This window comes from Actinoplanes cyaneus (assembly GCF_016862095.1).
Taxonomy (GTDB): Bacteria; Actinomycetota; Actinomycetes; order Mycobacteriales; family Micromonosporaceae; genus Actinoplanes; species Actinoplanes cyaneus.
The window spans coordinates 1-16,113 of sequence record NZ_BOMH01000087.1 but is presented as its reverse complement, the minus strand read 5'-3'; the positions used below and the strand labels follow the sequence as shown (position 1 = coordinate 16,113).

Here is a 16,113-nt window from a genome sequence, read left to right as displayed (position 1 = left end):
GCCGAGCTGGGCGGGTGCGGCTATACCGCGCACGGTCTGATCACCGAGCAGCACCGCACGATGCGACAGCGCCGCCCGACGCGCCGCGGCGGCACCCACCGCCATCAGATCGGCGGTCTCCAGCGCGGCGACCCGCAGACTCTGGGCCTCCAGCGCGGTCTCACTGGCACCGGACAGAACCACCGGGACCACTGGCAGCGCCGCCGGGGCTACTCCGATGTCAGCGGCGGGCGGCTCCTCGATGATCACGTGCGCGTTGGTGCCGGAGACCCCGAAGGACGAGATACCGGCTCGGCGCGGCTTCTCCCCGGCCGGCCACGGCTGCGCGGTGGTGAGCAGCGAGATGTCGCCGGCCGACCAGTCCACGTGCGGCGACGGGGCGTCCACGTGCAGGGTGGCCGGCAGGACGGCGTGCTGCAGGGCGAGGATGACCTTGGCGATGCCCGCGATGCCCGCGGCCGCCTGGGTGTGCCCGATGTTGGACTTGACCGAGCCGAGCCACAGCGACGCTGACCGATCCTGACCATAGGTGGCCAGCAGCGCCTGCGCCTCGATCGGATCACCCAGCGCGGTGCCCGTGCCGTGCGCCTCCACCGCGTCGACCTCGGACGGCCGCAGACCGGCGACCGCGAGGGCCTGCCGGATCACCCGCTGCTGCGACGGGCCGTTCGGGGCGGTGAGCCCGTTCGACGCGCCGTCGGAGTTGACGGCGGTACCTCGTACGACGGCAAGGATCTTCCGGCCCGCGGCCTGAGCCGCGGAGAGCCGCTCGACCAGCAGCATCCCCGCGCCCTCGCCCCAGGCGGTGCCGTCGGCGGCCGCGGCGAACGCCTTGACCCGCCCGTCGGCGGCGAGACCGCGCTGGCGGCTGAAGTCCAGGAACGCGTCCGGCGTGGACATCACGGTGACGCCGCCGACCAGCGCCATCTCGCACTCGCCGGTGCGCAGCGCCTGCACCGCGAGGTGCAGCGCGACAAGCGACGACGAGCACGCGGTGTCGACGGTGACCGCCGGCCCCTCGAGACCGAAGGTGTAGGCGACGCGGCCGGAGACGACGCTGCCGGCGGTGCCGGTGCCCAGGTAACCCTCGAGATCGGCCGGGATGCCGTCACGCTGGGTGGCGTAGTCCTGCCCGTTGGAGCCGGCGAAGACACCGATCCGCCGGCCGCGCTGGCCGAGCGGGTTCAGGCCGCCGCGTTCGAAGGCCTCCCATGCGGTCTCCAGCAGGAGTCGTTGCTGTGGGTCCATGGCCAGGGCCTCGCGCGGCGAGATGCCGAACAGGCCGGCGTCGAACCAGCCGGCCTCGTGCAGGAATCCGCCTTCGCGGGCGTACGAGGTGCCGGCGTGGTCGGGGTCGGGATGGTAGAGGTTCTCGACGTCCCAGCCTCGGTCGGCAGGGAAGTCCCCGATGGCGTCGGTGCCGTTGGCGAGCAGGTCCCACAGGGCGTCCGGGGTGTCGGCGCCGCCGGGGAAGCGGAAGCCCATACCCACGATGACGATCGGATCGTCGGTGGCCTCGCCGATCGTGGTGACGGTGGTGGCGGGCAGCGATCCGGCGAGCTGGGCGTGGACGAACGCGGCGAGCCGCTCGACGCTCGGGTGGTCGAAGACGAGGGTGGCCGGCAGGGTCAGGCCGGTCGCCGTCTGCAGGCGGTTGCGCAGCTCGACCGCGGTCAGCGAGTCGAAGCCGAGCTCCTTGAACGCCCGGCCCGGTGCGATCCCGTCGCCGGTGGAGTGCCCGAGGACGGCGGCGACGTGGGTGCGGACGACGTCGGCGACCAGGCGTTCGCGCTCGGGCGCGGGCAGTTCCAGCAGCCGCTGCCCGAACGTGGAGAAAACCGTACCGGTCGTCGCGGGCGGCGTGTGCAGTCCGGTGAACAGGGGCCGTTCGCGGGCGGCGGCGAACAGCGGCACGAACTCGTCCCACCGCACGTCGGCAACGGTGACCGTGACGTCGCCGGCGCCGACGGCCGCGGCCATCGCGGCGATCGCCCGGGCCGGCGGGAGCGGGATCAGGCCCTGCCGGCGCAGCATCGCGGTCTCGTCCCGGTCGGCGACCATGCCGACGCCGGCCCACGGGCCCCAGGCGATCGCCGTGCCGGGCTTGCCGGCCGCGCGGCGGCGCTCGATCAGCCCGTCCAGGGCGGCGTTGGCGGCGGCGTACGCGGCCTGGCCGCGGCTGCCCCAGATACCGGAGATCGAGGAGAACACGACGAACGCGTCCACGTCGCCGACCAGCTCGTCGAGGTGGGCGGCGCCGTGGACCTTGCCGTCGTACACCCGCCGGAAGTGGTGCTCGTCGGCGTCGGCCAGGGTGGCGTCCTCGCCGACGCCGGCCGCGTGCACGACCGCGTCGACCGGGCCGATCGCGGCGAGCAGGGCCTCGACCGCGGCCCGGTCGGCCAGGTCGCAGGCGTGCACCTCGGCGTTGGGCAGGTCGGTCGTCCCGCCGCGGCGGGAGACCAGGACTATGCGGCCGGCGCCGTTGTCCGCGGCCCAGCGGGCGACCTCGCGGCCGAGCCCGCCGGTGCCGCCGGTGATCAGCACGGTGCCGCGGGGCTGCCAGGCCGGTCCGATGGCGGCCGGCGCGGCGACCAGGCGCCGGACCAGGACTCCGGTGGGGCGTACGGCGACCTGGTCCTCCGTGCCGAGCGCCCCGTTGAGCACCGCCGCGAGGCGCCCGGCCGTGCGGTCGTCGATGGTCTCGGGCAGGTGCAGCAGGCCGCCCCAGAGTTCGGGGTGTTCGAGACCGACGACCCGGGCGAAGCCGTCCAGCGCGGCGGTGTCGCCACCGGTGGCGAACCAGACCGGAATCTGCCGTCCGATCAGGGATTTCACCAGGTGCAGAGCCTCGGACAGCGAGGACGGTGAGACCAGGACGCCGTCGGTGGCCCGGTCGAGCGGGACGACCGTGGCGCCCAGGCGGGTGAGCAACTGCTCGTCTCCGGCCCAGGTGCCGGTGAGCGTCGCCGGGGCCGGGCTCTCCACCGGCTGCCAGGTGATCCGGTAACGCCAGCGCTCCCGGCCGCGGGTGCGCCAGCCGGTCAGGGCGGGCAGGATGCCCTCGACGGCGGCCGGTTCGACGCCCAGCTCGGCGGCGAGGGCCGGCAGGTCGGCGCGGTCGACGGCGTCCCAGAACTCGCCGTCGGCCACCGCGGGCGCCGGTGTGAGCCAGAAGTGCTCGCGCTGGAACGCGTAGGTGGGCAGGTCGACGGCCCGGGCCTGCGGGAACAGCGCCGGCCAGTCCAGTTCGACGCCGCGGGTGTGCAGGGTGGCGAGCGCCTGCTTGACGGTCAGCTGCTCGGCGCGGCCGCGGCGCATCAGCGGGACGGCGCCGGGGACCATCGCCGACAGCACGGCATCGGGTCCCAGCTCGACGCAGTGCGCGCCGTCGAGCCGGGCCGCCGCGTCGGCGAATCGGACGGTGGCGCGGATGTGGTTCACCCAGTAGTCCGGGTTCGTCCACTGGCCGGGCTCGACCGGCTGCCCGGTGACGGTCGAGATGACCGGGATCTTCGGTTCGCGGAAGGTGAGGAAGCGCAGCAGCCGGCGGAACTCGGGGAGCATCGGCTCCATCAGCCGCGAGTGGAAGGCGTGCGAGGTCCGCAGCCGCGTCGTCTTCCACGCGCCCTGTTCGACGAGGGCGATCTCCTCCTCGGTGCCGGCCACGACCACCGCGGCCGGTCCGTTGACCGCCGCCAGGTCGACGGACGGGAAGACCGCCCGCACGTCGGCCTCGGACGCCTGGACCGCGAGCATGACGCCGCCGGCGGGCAATTGCTGCATCAGCCGGCCGCGAGCGCCGACCAGGGCGGCGGCGTCGGGCAGGGACAGGACTCCGGCGGCGTACGCGGCGGCGATCTCGCCGATGGAGTGCCCGACGAGCACGTCCGGGCGTACGCCCCAGCTGTCCAGCAGCGCGAGCAGCGCCACCTCGATCGCGAAGACGGCCGGCTGGGCGTACTCGGTGCGGGCGAGCAGCTCGGGGTCGGCCAGGGCGTCGGCGAGCGGGGTGTCCAGCTGGATGTTGAGGTACCAGGCGGCCTCGTCGAAGGCGCGCGCGTAGACAGGTTCGGTCGCGTACAGCGTGCGGCTCATGTCGACGCGCTGAGAGCCCTGGCCGGTGAACAGGAATGCCACCGCACCGGGGCCGGCGGTGCCGGTGAGGGCAAGGTTCCGCAGTCCCTGCTCGGCCGATGCCCGGTCGGTGGCCAGGACCACCGCACGGTGGGTGAAGTGCGTGCGGGTGGTGGCCAGTGAGAAGCCGAGGTCGGGCAGGTCCGCGTCGAGGTGGTCGAGCAGCTTGGTGGCCTGGGCGCGCAAGCCCTCCGGGGTGCGGGCGGAGATCGGCAGCAGGGTGATGCCGGGCTGTGCCGGTGCCGCCGGGATCGGGGCGGCGGCGGGGGCCTGCTCCAGGATCAGGTGGGCGTTCGTGCCGCTCATCCCGAACGAGGACACGGCGGCGCGGCGGGGGCGCCCGGTCTCCGGCCATGTCTGCTCCGCGGTGAGCAGCGACACCGCGCCGGAGTCCCAGTCCACGTGCGGGGACGGCGCGTCGACGTGCAGGGTGCGCGGGAGCACGCCCTCGCGCAGCGCGAAGATCATCTTGATGACGCCGCCGACACCCGCGGCCGCCTGCGCGTGCCCGATGTTGGACTTGAGCGAGCCGAGCCACAGCGGCTGCGAGCGGTCCTGCCCGTACGTGGCCAGCAGCGCCTGCGCCTCGATCGGGTCACCGAGCGTGGTGCCGGTGCCGTGCGCCTCCACGGCGTCCACGTCCGCGGTGTTCAGGCCGGCGTTGGCCAGCGCCTGCCGGATGACCCGCTGCTGGGCGGGGCCGTTCGGGGCGGTGAGCCCGTTGGAGGCGCCGTCCTGGTTGACCGCGGATCCGCGGATGACCGCGAAGATCGTGCGCCCGGCGGCCTGCGCGGTAGAGAGCCGCTCCACGAGCAGCATGCCGACGCCCTCGGCCCACGCGGTGCCGTCGGCCGCTGCCGCGAACGGTTTGCAGCGTCCGTCCGGGGCGAGGCCGCGCTGCCGGGAGAAGGCCAGGAAGGAGGCCGGGCTGGCCATCACGGCGACGCCGCCGGCGAGCGCCATCGTGCACTCGCCCTGGCGCAGCGCCTGCGCGGCCAGGTGCAGCGCGACCAGCGACGACGAGCAGGCGGTGTCGACGGTCAGCGCGGGTCCTTGCAGGCCGAGTGCATAGGACACCCGGCCGGAGGCGACGCTGGCGGCGTTGCCGGTGAGCAGGTATCCCTCGAGGCCGTCGGTGGCGTCCTGCAGGCGCGGGCCGTACTCCTGGTTCTCGGCGCCGACGAAGACACCCACCCGCTGTTCCCGCAGCGTCGAGGGGACGATGCCGGCCCGTTCGAGGGCCTCCCACGAGGTCTCCAGCACGAGCCGCTGCTGGGCGTCCATGGCGAGCGCCTCGCGCGGGTTGATGCCGAAGAAGTCCGCGTCGAAGCGGCCGGCGTCGTAGAGGAAGCCGCCCTCGCGGGTGTAGCTGGTGCCGGGCTGATCCGGGTCGGTCGAGTAGAGCGTGTCGAGGTTCCAGCCGCGGTCGGCCGGGAACTCACCGATGGCGTCGGTGCCGTCGGCGACCAGGCGCCACAGGCCCTCGGGGGTGTCGGCGCCGCCAGGGAACCGGCAAGCCATGCCGACGATCGCGATCGGCTCGTCGAACTGGCCCGGTGTGAACGCGGCGGCCGGTTCGGGGGCCAGGCCGAGCAGTTCGGCGTGCAGGTGGCGGGCGAGGGCGGCCGGCGTCGGGTAGTCGAAGGCCAGGGTGACCGGCAGGGCCAGACCGGTCGCCGCGGTCAGGCGGCTGTGCAGTTCGACAGCGGTCAGCGAGTCGAAGCCGGCCTCGAAGAAGGTGTCCTGGGCGGCGACCGGTTCGCCGGCCGGGCGGCGCAGGGCGGCCGCCGCGAGCCCGGTGACCAATTCGGTGAGGAACCGGTGCGCTTCCGGCGTCCGCATGCCGGCCAGGCGTTCCCGCAGGCCGGTTCCGGCCGTCCCGGATTCCTCGGACGAACTCATCATCACGCGTCCACCATTCGGCGAAAGAACAGCAATAGCCCAAACTATTTCGGCAGGCTAGGGCCGTTCCGGTGCGCGCCAATCCCCTAAGGGACCCCTAGCAATTCGTCGAGCATTCCGGGGGTGGCGGCGCTCGCCAGGGCAAGGCCGTCGGCGACCGCGACGTCACGGATCTTGTAGCCGCCCCGGCCGGCGCCGACCATGGCGACGAACGTGGCGATGCCGGCGCGCCGCTGGAAGACCGACTGGTCGATGCTCCAGCCGAGGATGCCCGCCCGGTCGAGCAACACGGTGCGGCGGTTGTAGGTTCCGTACCGGGTGACCAGGTAGTTTCCGTGCAGCCCGGACCCCAGGTTCCGGTACGCGTCGACCGCCCCGGCGATGGCCAGCGGCACCAGGACGGCGGCCGAGATCCAGGCGATGTGCAGCAGCACGTCGGTGAGCAGCGCGCCGAGCAGCACGAGCGGCGCTTCGAGCAGCAGCACGCCACCGAGGCCCCAGGACAGCCGCCGGCGCAGGGCTGCCCGGGGTGCCCCGGTGAGCTTCAGGCCGTACAGCAGATCGGGTTCCTCTTGCAAGATGCCCGCGGTGACCCTGAAGGCCTCGGATCTCGGCGCCGGTGGCAGCAGCGCGCTGCGGTTCGAGGTGGATCTGTCCTCGGACGTGCCGAGTCCGATGGCGATCGCGTTGAGCCGGGCGCCGCGGGCCCATCGCAGCGGGTGCGGCTCGCTGATCTGCACTCCGCGCAGCCGCGCCCGGTCGAGCCAGACCGACCGGGTGCTGAACAGACCGCGGCGCACGTCGATCGCGTCGCCGGTCACCTCCAGGCGGTACCCCCACCAGCCCTCGACGAAGGTGCTCAGTGAGGTGAGCGCGCCGAGCCCGAGAACGATCAGCACGGGCAGCACGATCGCCGCCCACAGCGGCATCCCGGTCAGGCCGGACCAGATGTCCCGCAGGAATCCCACGTCGGCCGGGTTGATCCGGAGTGAGTCGAGGAGCCGGAAGAAGCCGCCCACGACCACGCCGACGCCGGCCACGCCCCAGACGCTGAGCGGGGCGTAGCGCAGCCAGCGCCACGTCAGCACGGCCAGCGCGGTGTCGGGCGCCGCGTCGCCGGGATCGAGCAGGCGCCGCAACGACTCGGCCCGCGCGACGCCGACGCCGTCGAGGACGACCTCGCGGCGGCCGGCCCCGGCCTGCACGCCCGGGTTGATCCGGACGACGCGCAGGCCGAGCAGCTGGTGGATCGGGGTGGCGGTGACGTCGACACTGCGGATCCGGTCGCGCGGCACCGTGCGGTGGCGGCGCAGCAGCAGGCCGGAGCGCAGCTCGACACGGTCGCCGTCGAGCCGGAACCGGGTGGTGGCCAGCCGGACGGCGAACACGGCGGCGATGACGACGAAGGTGAGGACGATCGCGCCCAGCGTGATGACGGCGGCCAGGTTCAGGTCACCGCCGGTGAGCAGCAGCGTGAGCAGGGTGGAGCCCAGCGGCGGGAGCAGCCAGGTGAGGCTGACCGCGACCATCCGCGGCTCGAGGCGCTCCCAGGTCACTGGCCGTCCCCGGGAATGGCCTGGGCGCGGGTCGCGAGAGTCTGCGCGAGCTCGGCGGCCAGCGAGCGGTCGAGGCCCTGGATGTGGACCGGCCCGGCCGCGGACGCGGTGGTCACGACGAGGCCGGCCAGCCCGAACAGGCGCTGGATCGGCCCGCTGGCTGTGTCGACGGTCTGGATGCGTGCCATCGGCGTGATCCGCCGGCGCTGCCACCACCAGCCCGACAGTGCGTACACGGCGTCGTCGGTGACCTCCCAGCGGTGCACGCGGTAGCGCCACCACGGCATCACCACGACGTACGCGACAGCCAGCGCGCCGGTGATCGCCAGGCTCAGCCCCAGCCAGGTGCGTGCCGGCGCGATCAGCGCGGTCAGCAGCGCCAAAACGGCGACCGGGGGTGTCGCCACCACCAGGGCCTGCACGATCCACCAGCGCACCGCACGGCGGTCGAGCCGGTTCCGGGGGGCTTTCACGCCAGCGAGCATAAGGGCTTCCCATGAACTGGGGTATCCGAGTCTTCTAGGGGTTGTCGCCATTTCGGGAGCCCGGTAGCAATTCCCCGAGCCGGTTGCTCGAATTCGCGAGAGGCGAACCGTCGGTGAATGCTTCGGAAACAATGCGAATCGCGTGCTGGCAGCCCGAATGGGTCGCCGGCCTTTCGCACCACGACGAATTCCTGGGACAGCTGGAACAGCTCGCGGCGGCCGCGGCGGGAGGCGGCGCGAGCCTGCTCGTGACGCCGGAGATGTCGGCGACCGGGTATCACCTGACCCGGGGCCAGATGGCGCAGCTGGCCGAGCCCGCCGACGGCCCGCTGACCGCGGCGGTCGCGCGGATCGCGGCCCGGCACCGGCTGGCGATCGTCTACGGCTGGCCGGAACGTGACGAGAAGTCCGTCTACAACAGCGTCCAGCTGGTCGGCGCGGACGGCGCGGTCGCGGCCCGGTACCGCAAGACGCATCTGTACGGCGAGTTCGACCGCTCGTCGTTCGCGCCTGGTGACGACCTGCTGGTGCAGGCGAAGGTCGGTCCTTTCACGGTCGGCCTGATCGTCTGTTACGACGTCGAGTTTCCCGAGACCGTGCGGGCTCACGCGCTGGCCGGCACCGATCTGCTCGTGGTGCCGACCGCCCTGGTCCGGCCGTGGGAGTTCGTGGCCCGCACGATCGTGCCGGCGCGGGCGTTCGAGAGTCAGCTGTTCCTGGCCTACGTCAACTGGCACAGCCCCAGCGCCGACGGGTACTGCGGGCTGAGCACGGTGGCCGGGCCGGACGGCCGGTCCTGGTCCCGGCCGAGCGGCCCACTGCTGGTCGCCGACCTCGACCGGGACGCGCTCGCCGCCGCCCGGCGGGCCACCCCCTACCTGGCCGACCGCCGTCCCGAGCTCTACGGCGGTGTTCGGTGACCACCCTGTACGACGCACCGCCGGTCACCATGCTCGGGCCGGACTTCCCGTTCGGCTACGACCGCTGGCTCACCCACCCCGCCGGGCTGGGGCAGGTGCCGCCGGACATGCACGGCACCCCGGTGGCGGTGGTCGGTGGCGGGATCTCCGGGCTGGTCGCCGCGTACGAGCTGATGCGCCTGGGCCTGCGGCCGGTGGTGTTCGAGGCCGAGCAGCTCGGCGGGCGGATGCGCACGGCCCGTTTCCCCGGTCATCCGGACACCGTGGCCGAACTGGGCGCGATGCGGTTCCCCGCGTCGTCGGCCGCGCTGCTGCACTACGTCGAGCTGCTCGGGCTGCGGACGCGGCCGTTCCCCAATCCGCTGGCGCGGGCGACGCCGCACACCGTGGTGGACGTCAACGGGTCGCGTCATTTCACGCGTACCGGTGACGATCTTCCCTCGGTCTACCACGAGGTCAGCGAGGCCTGGCAGAAGACCCTGGAGGAGAGCGCGGACCTGGCCGCGATGGACGCCGCGATCCGGCACCGGGACGTCGCAACCATCAAGGCGCTGTGGAACCGGCTGGTCCCGATCCTCGACGACCAGTCGTTCTACGGGTTCCTGGCGTCGTCGCCGTCGTTCGCCTCGTTCCGGCACCGGGAGTTGTTCGGGCAGGTCGGCTTCGGGTCCGGCGGCTGGGACACCGATTTCCCGAACTCGGTGCTGGAGATCCTGCGGGTCGTCTACACCGGGGCGGACGCCGATCACCATGCGCTGGCCGGTGGCGCCCAGCGGCTGCCGCTGGGGCTGTGGGAGCACTCCCCCGCCGCGATGGCGCACTGGCCGCGTGGCACGTCGCTGGCCACGCTGCACCCGGACGGCCCGCGCCCGGCGGTCACCCGGTTGTCACGGGCCCGCGGCTGGATCCGGGTGGAGACAGCCGGCGAGGCCGGTGAGTTCACCGCCGCGGTGCTGACGCCGCAGGTGCGGTTGCTGACCTCCCGGATCGACACCGACGAGAGCCTGTTCCCGACCGAGGTGTGGACGGCGATCGAGCGTACCCACTACATGGGCGGATCGAAGCTGTTCGCCCTGGTCGACCGGCCGTTCTGGCACGACCTCGACGCGGCGACCGGTCGCCCGGCGATGGGCATGACGCTGACCGACCGTACGCCGCGCGGCGTTTATCTGTTCGACGACGGCCCGTCGCGCCCGGGCGTGATGTGCCTGTCGTACACGTGGAACGACGACTCGTTGAAGGTGTCGACATTACCGCCGGCCGAGCGTCTGGAGGTGATGTTGCGTCACCTGCGCCGCATCTATCCCGGCGTGGACATCGCCGGCCGCATCATCGCCGCCCCGATCGCCGTGACGTGGGAGAACGAGCCGCACTTCCTGGGCGCGTTCAAGGCGAACCTGCCGGGGCACTACCGCTACCAGCGCCGGTTGTTCACCCACTTCATGCAGGACGATCTTCCCCGTGGCCGGCGGGGCGTGTTCCTGGCCGGCGACGACGTCTCGTGGACCGGCGGGTTCGCCGAGGGAGCGGTCACGACCGCGCTCAATGCGGTCTGGGGGGTGTTGCACCACCTGGGTGGGCGTACGCATCCTGACAACCCCGGCCCGGGTGACGCCTTCGCCGAGCTGGCGCCGATCGACCTGCCGTATTAGCGACCACGCTCAGCGTTTCGCACCGTGGAGGGGGGTGCCGCATGGTGGCCAGGCGCTGCCGCACCCGCTGCCCGGCGGCCCGCAGGAGGGGCGATGGGTCGGTGACCGAGGTGCGATCTTGGTGAACCCCGCCCCGTACCGCTCCTCTGCACTTACTTTGGTGAGGCCTGTCGTGACGGGGTCTCCGGCGCGACCAGCGTCGGTCAACAGTCAGAGGGCCAGGAGGCGGAATGCATGGGGAGATCGTTGATGCCATCGACATCCATCTGGCTGAGGTGCACAGACTGCGACGGCGACTCACCGATGCCCGCACGATCGAACCAGGCGAACGCCTGGATGTCGCTCTGGAGATCGCCCGAAACACAGAACGGCTCGTGGACCTGATCTACACCAGCCACTCCCGCTCTCCCCGATCATCACGCCGCCACGTCTCCCGGCTCAGCGGCGGGGCTTGACCAGAGCGCGCCGCAGGTCACACATCTCGACGTCGAAGTTGTCGGCGGTCGTGCGCAGCCGGGAGAACATCGCGTCCGGGCCGGCGATCCAGAGCTTGCCGACGCCGTGCTCACGCAACGCGGCAACGGTCTCCGGCCAGCGGATCGGCTGAACGAAGCCGTTGAGCAGACTCTCCCGCAGCGCCGGCACGTCGGTGATCAGCGAGCCGTCGAGGTACGACACGATCGGCAGCCGGGGCGCCGCGATCGGGTACCGCTCGTACACCGTCGCCATCGCCGCGCGGACGTCGGTGAAGAGCGACGAGTGCGCGGGCGGGCTCATCGTGTAGAGCGAGTACCCGCCGGCCTCGCCGATCGCGGCCTTGAACGGATCCAGCTCGGCGGCGCGCAGCGACACCATGTGGAAGTCCGCGTCGAGCCGGCCGGAGATGTCGTGCCAGCTCAGCGAGCCCAGCAGGGTGGGCAGCAGGTCCGGCGGGATCCGGGTGAACGAGTGGGTGACGACGTCCTGATGCGCCGTCGCGAAGTGGGCCCGCTCGGTCCGGGCGATCTCGTCGACCAGGCGCACGGTGTCCGGGAACGACAACGCGCCGGTGTAGGCCAGCACCGACCGTTCGCCGAAGCTGGGGCCCACGCAGAACGACGGCGCGGCGCCCAGGTGCTCGGTGGCCCACTCGGCAAGCGCCAGACACGCCACGAACACCGCCACCTGCACCGGCTCGGCGTAGTCGTCGTCGGCCGGGGCGTCGGCGAGCGCGTCGGCCAGGTGGTATCCCAGGGTTTCGTTCGCCTCGGCGAGACGGCGCCGGGCGTACGGGTGGATCATCAGGAAGGTTCCCAGGTCCCGCCGCCGGATCGGTGACAGGGCAGGGAAGACGATCGCCGAGCTCACGCGGTCACCGCGAGTTTCTCCAGGGCCTTGCGGTCGGGTTTGCCGTTGCGGTTGAGCGGCAGGCGCTCCAGCACGACGACACGGTTGGGCTGCTCGTACGCGGGCAGGACCGCACAGATCCGTTCGCGCCAGTGGGCCGCATCGGCGCCGCTCTCGTCCTCCACGAAGAAGACCAGCGAGCTGCCGCGCCGATCGTCCGGCACCGCGATGACCTTGGTGGAGCAGGCGGCCTGGCCGGCGACACGTGCCTCGATCAGCTCCGGATAGAGCGTGTAGCCGTTGCGGTGCACCGCGAGCTTGCGGCCGATGACGAACAGGTTGCCGTCCTTGTCCAGCTTGCCGAAGTCACCGGTGCGCCGCCAGCCGCGGGCGGCCGGAACGATCTCACCGTCGGCGTCGAGGTAACCTTCCATGAGGTCCGGCGAGTCGACCTCGATCTCGCCGATCTCGTCCGCGCTGAGCACCACGCCTTCGTCATCGACGATGCGCACGCCCATACCCCGTACCGGCCGGCCGGTCGCCACCGGGTTGTCCTCGGTGGCGAACGCGACGTTGCCCAGCTCGGTGCTGCCGTAGCTGTCCAGCAGGGGTTTGCCGCACATCCCGACGTACCTGTCGACCAGGGCGGCATCCAGCGGCGCGGCGCCGCTGCAGAACAACCGGACGGTGCGGAGATCGGCCATCGGGTCCGGCCGCCGATTGACGATGTTGACGATGCTGCGGTACGTCGAGGGAGTGGCGTCCAGCACTGTCGCGCCCGTCTGCGCGGCCATGCGCAGCGCCCGGTCGGCCCGCCGGTACGGGGCGATGACCAGCGAGCACCGCACCAGCCACGCGATCATGACCATGGACAGGCCGTACTGGTGGGAGAACGGCAGCAGAGGCAGCAGCACGTCGTCGGGGCGATGGCCGATCTGCTCGGCGTTGCGCTCGAGGTTCTCCAGGAAGCGGGCGCCGGTCTTGACCACGCCCTTGGGCACGCCGGTGGAACCGGACGACCACATGATCAGTCCGTCCGGCCGTGCGCGCCAGGTGTCCAGGTCCAGCGGTCCGCGCAGATCCGGGGCGGGCCGGGCGGCGGCCGCGGCCAGCAGCTCGTACAGGTAGACGATCTCGCCGTCACGGGGCGGCACGGAGTCGTCGTCGACGATGCTCAGCGCGGCTCGGGTCAGTTGCTGGATGCGGGTGGTCTCATCGGCTTTGTCCTGGTGGTCGACCAGGACGATGGACGCGCCGGCGTGGGCCAGGCCGAGGAACACGGTGACCCAGGCGGCCGAGTTGTCCGCTTTGAACAGCACCCGGCTGCCGGGCCGGACACCGCGGGCGGCCAGGACCGCGGCGACCCGGGCGGCCGAGCACTCGAGGTCCACGAGGGTCTGTGCGGAGTCGGGCGCGAAGACAGTGGCGGTCATCTGCCGTCCTTAGGACGAGTCAGGTCAGGGGGAACTTCAGCTGACCCGAGGCGATCGGGTTGACGTAGTCGGCGCTGGTCATCCCGGCCTTCCTCATGGCCAGGCCGGTCAGGCCCTCGAAGATGGCCCGGCGCGCGTTCATGGTGGTGGTGTAACCCGGGTCCAGGTGCGGGGCGACCTCGACGACGTCGATGCCGATGACGTTGGTCTCCGCGCAGATACGCCGGAACGCCGGGAACAACTCCCGTGGGGTGAGACCGCCCGGCTCGGGGGTGCCGGTGCCGGGGGCGTACGCCGGATCGAGCACGTCGATGTCGAGGGAGAGGTAGACGAACTCGGGGCCGTCGAGGATCTCCTCGATGACCTGGTCGAGGACGGCCGTGAAGCCGCGGCGCTCGATCTCGACCATGAAGTGGGTGCGCAGCCCCTGGCGGCGCATCCAGTTGAACAGCTGGTCGTCGGGGCCGGTCGGGGTGCGCAGGCCGACCTGGACGAAGTTCTTGCCGGGGATCCGGCTCTCCTCGATGAGCCGCCAGATCGGGGTGCCGTGGGTGATCCGGTGGCCGAAGATGTGCTCGTGGCAGTCGGGGTGGGCGTCGAAGTGGACGACGCCGACCTTGTCCGGGCCGTACATCTCGGCCAGGGCGCCGACACTGGCGATCATCAGCGAGTGGTCGCCGCCGAGGATGACCGGGATCGCGCCGGCGCCGGCGACCTCGCGGACGGTCGAGGCGATCGAGGGCAGCGACTTCTCGACGCTGAAGATGTCGATCGGGGCGTCGCCGTAGTCGACCACCTTGAGGCTGGTGAACGGGCTCACCCGGGTGCTCGCGCTGACCATCAGCTCCGGAGTGTTGAACAGGTAGCGCTCGTCGGAGCGCATGGCCCGGGGTCCGTAGGCGGCGCCGCGATGCCCGGAGGAGGAGTCCAGTGGGACGCCGAAGACCGCCACGTCCACCCCGCCGGCGCGCAGGTCCTCCGGTTCCAGGCAGATCGGCGTGCCCATGAAGGTGGGGATTCCGGTGTAGGCGGCCTGCAGGAAGGTGCGGCGCAGGTCGATCGGGCCGGGCTCGCGCGACGGCGCCTGCGACCTGTCGATCGGGATGCGCCAGGGTTCGTCCGCGCCGTTCTCCGTCACGTCCTCTTCCTCACCGTTCAGTCGCTTGACGTTCATTGTTCCGAAGCCAGGGGCACGCTACGCAGCCATCGATTAAGGGCCTACCCCAGCGCTCCCCCTACCCCACCCGAGCGCCTCATATCCGACCAGACTTATAGGCGATTCGAGGCGGGCGCCACATGCCCTGTTTCAGGTCACGTACACATTTACGTAGCCGAGTGGAAAACTGTGATTAAGAGAGAGATCCTCACGAACGGAAACACACGCAACAGAAGTGAAGAAATACTCACTCAAACAAAAAACGCGCTGGCCAGAGTGCATGCGCGCTCACCAGCGACCGCACCTTTATCCTGATGTGTACGATTTATGCAGTGCACCTTATGCCCGGACTGCCGGGTATGCGTTGGCCGGGAGCGCACCCACTTCGTTGCCCTCGTCCTCGGACGAGTGACATACTGCTGCCGTCGATCACGGCGCGCCACGGCATTCCGTAGCCGCAATTCTTCAAACGTCGGAAGCACAATGCTGTGCCCGCATGATGCTTTTCACCCTAACCGGTTCAGCGAACTATAGTGCCCGGGAAAACGGGCAGTGACTTCGGGGAGAAGCCACGCATGGTGTTTGTCGAACGGCACGATCAACTTGCCGGTTTTGCGACCGCGCTGGCGGCCTGCGAGGAGGGCCACGGCCGGCTGCTGGCCGTCACCGGCCCGATGGCCAGTGGCAAGACGTCCCTGCTGGGCGAGTTCGTCCAGCGCGCCGCGGCGGCGGGCTTCGTCACCATGCAAGCCACCGGCGCTCGCGCCGAGCGAGCGCTTCCGCTGAGTGTCATCAACCAGCTGTGCCACGAACTGCCGGTTCCCGAATCGGATCGAACTCTGTTGATCCGCGAGGCGCACCGCATCGCGGTCCGTCATTCCCGTGGCACCCTGGTGCCCGGCCAGAGCCTGCCGACCATGCTGCACAACGTGTGCTCGGCGCTGCAGGCCACCAGCCGGCACCTGCCCGTGCTGATCACCGTCGACGACCTGCACCACGTCGACCCGCTGTCGCTGCACTGCCTGGTCTATCTGGCCCGGCGCATCCGCAGCTCCCGGATCCTGCTGGTGATCTCCACCGGTGAGCTGGTCGAGCCGACCGAGACGCACCTGCACGCCGAGCTGCTGGAGCTGGCGGCCGACCACCAGGTCGTGCTGCCCGCGCTGACCCGGGCCGGGATCGGCGAGCTGCTGACCCAGGCGTTGGGCACCACGCCGACCGCCGCCCTGGTGGACGCGTGCGCCGGTGCCTCCGGCGGGAACCCGCTGCTGGCCCGGACGCTGATCGCCGACCTGAAGGTGCTGGAGACGCTCGACCAGGCCGGGCAGATCTCCCCCGGCCGCTCGTACCTCTCGGCCATCCGCCGCTACGTCGAGCGTTGTGAACCGCGGATCCGCCAGGTGCTGGCCGCGGCCGCGGTCCTCGACGACTACCCGCACGCCGCCGCGCTGGCGCTGGCACGACTGGCCGAGGTCGACACCGCGGCCGCTGAACGCGCCCTGCGCGGCCTCGAGCGCGCCGGCCTGCTCACCGGCGGGCGCCTGCC

At 71.6% G+C, this 16,113-nt stretch carries 10 protein-coding genes; 3 read left to right on the top strand and 7 right to left on the bottom strand.

Going from position 1 to position 16,113, the window contains the following annotated elements; genetic code table 11:
• The 3 genes from Acy02nite_RS47040 to Acy02nite_RS43540 form a co-directional block, all read right to left on the bottom strand.
• Positions 1–6,045, bottom strand: a 6,045-nt coding sequence (locus Acy02nite_RS47040) for a type I polyketide synthase (RefSeq protein WP_438820878.1), incomplete at its 3' end; no start/stop codon positions are given.
• A gap of 80 nt (positions 6,046–6,125) precedes the next feature.
• On the bottom strand, positions 6,126–7,595 hold the full coding sequence (locus Acy02nite_RS43545; RefSeq protein WP_203755327.1) for a PH domain-containing protein: 1,470 nt from the start codon (positions 7,593–7,595) through the stop codon (positions 6,126–6,128).
• Positions 7,592–8,068, bottom strand: coding sequence for a PH domain-containing protein (locus tag Acy02nite_RS43540; protein WP_203755324.1), 477 nt, complete (start codon positions 8,066–8,068; stop codon positions 7,592–7,594). Before Acy02nite_RS43540 ends, Acy02nite_RS43545 begins: the two co-directional genes overlap by 4 nt.
• 143 nt (positions 8,069–8,211) lie before the next feature.
• Between Acy02nite_RS43540 and Acy02nite_RS43535 the strand changes: the two genes are divergently transcribed.
• Positions 8,212–9,000 carry a carbon-nitrogen hydrolase family protein gene (locus tag Acy02nite_RS43535; RefSeq protein WP_203755322.1) on the top strand — a complete coding sequence of 263 codons (789 nt, stop codon included), beginning with the start codon at positions 8,212–8,214 and terminating at the stop codon, positions 8,998–9,000.
• A complete protein-coding gene (locus Acy02nite_RS43530) occupies positions 8,997–10,652 on the top strand; it encodes a flavin monoamine oxidase family protein (protein ID WP_239175832.1) in 1,656 nt (551 codons plus the stop codon). The genes Acy02nite_RS43535 and Acy02nite_RS43530 overlap by 4 nt, the downstream gene beginning before the upstream one ends.
• A 203-nt stretch (positions 10,653–10,855) precedes the next feature.
• Here the strand turns inward: Acy02nite_RS43530 and Acy02nite_RS43525 are convergent, their stop codons facing one another.
• From Acy02nite_RS43525 to Acy02nite_RS43510, 4 genes are read right to left on the bottom strand one after another with little or no spacing between them, the layout of a single operon-like run.
• A complete protein-coding gene (locus tag Acy02nite_RS43525; protein WP_203755320.1) occupies positions 10,856–11,050 on the bottom strand; it encodes a hypothetical protein in 195 nt (64 codons plus the stop codon).
• 40 nt (positions 11,051–11,090) lie between these two features.
• Positions 11,091–11,999: an ACP S-malonyltransferase gene (locus Acy02nite_RS43520; RefSeq protein ID WP_203755318.1), complete on the bottom strand. Its 909-nt coding sequence runs from the start codon at positions 11,997–11,999 to the stop codon at positions 11,091–11,093.
• On the bottom strand, positions 11,996–13,411 hold the full coding sequence (locus tag Acy02nite_RS43515) for a class I adenylate-forming enzyme family protein (RefSeq protein WP_203755316.1): 1,416 nt from the start codon (positions 13,409–13,411) through the stop codon (positions 11,996–11,998). Before Acy02nite_RS43515 ends, Acy02nite_RS43520 begins: the two co-directional genes overlap by 4 nt.
• Positions 13,412–13,430: 19 nt before the next feature.
• On the bottom strand, positions 13,431–14,585 hold the full coding sequence (locus Acy02nite_RS43510; RefSeq protein ID WP_203755314.1) for an agmatinase family protein: 1,155 nt from the start codon (positions 14,583–14,585) through the stop codon (positions 13,431–13,433).
• 557 nt (positions 14,586–15,142) lie between these two features.
• Between Acy02nite_RS43510 and Acy02nite_RS43505 the strand changes: the two genes are divergently transcribed.
• A partial coding sequence (locus tag Acy02nite_RS43505; RefSeq protein ID WP_203755312.1) for an AAA family ATPase occupies positions 15,143–16,113 on the top strand: 971 nt, incomplete at its 3' end.

What these genes read in the sequence shown, in the direction of transcription:
- Acy02nite_RS43510 (WP_203755314.1), bottom strand. Translation starts at nt 14,585, where the DNA reads ATGAACGTCAAGCGACTGAACGGTGAGGAAGAGGACGTGACGGAGAAC.
- Acy02nite_RS43515 (WP_203755316.1), bottom strand. Translation starts at nt 13,411, where the DNA reads ATGACCGCCACTGTCTTCGCGCCCGACTCCGCACAGACCCTCGTGGAC.
- Acy02nite_RS43535 (WP_203755322.1), top strand. Translation starts at nt 8,212, where the DNA reads ATGCGAATCGCGTGCTGGCAGCCCGAATGGGTCGCCGGCCTTTCGCAC.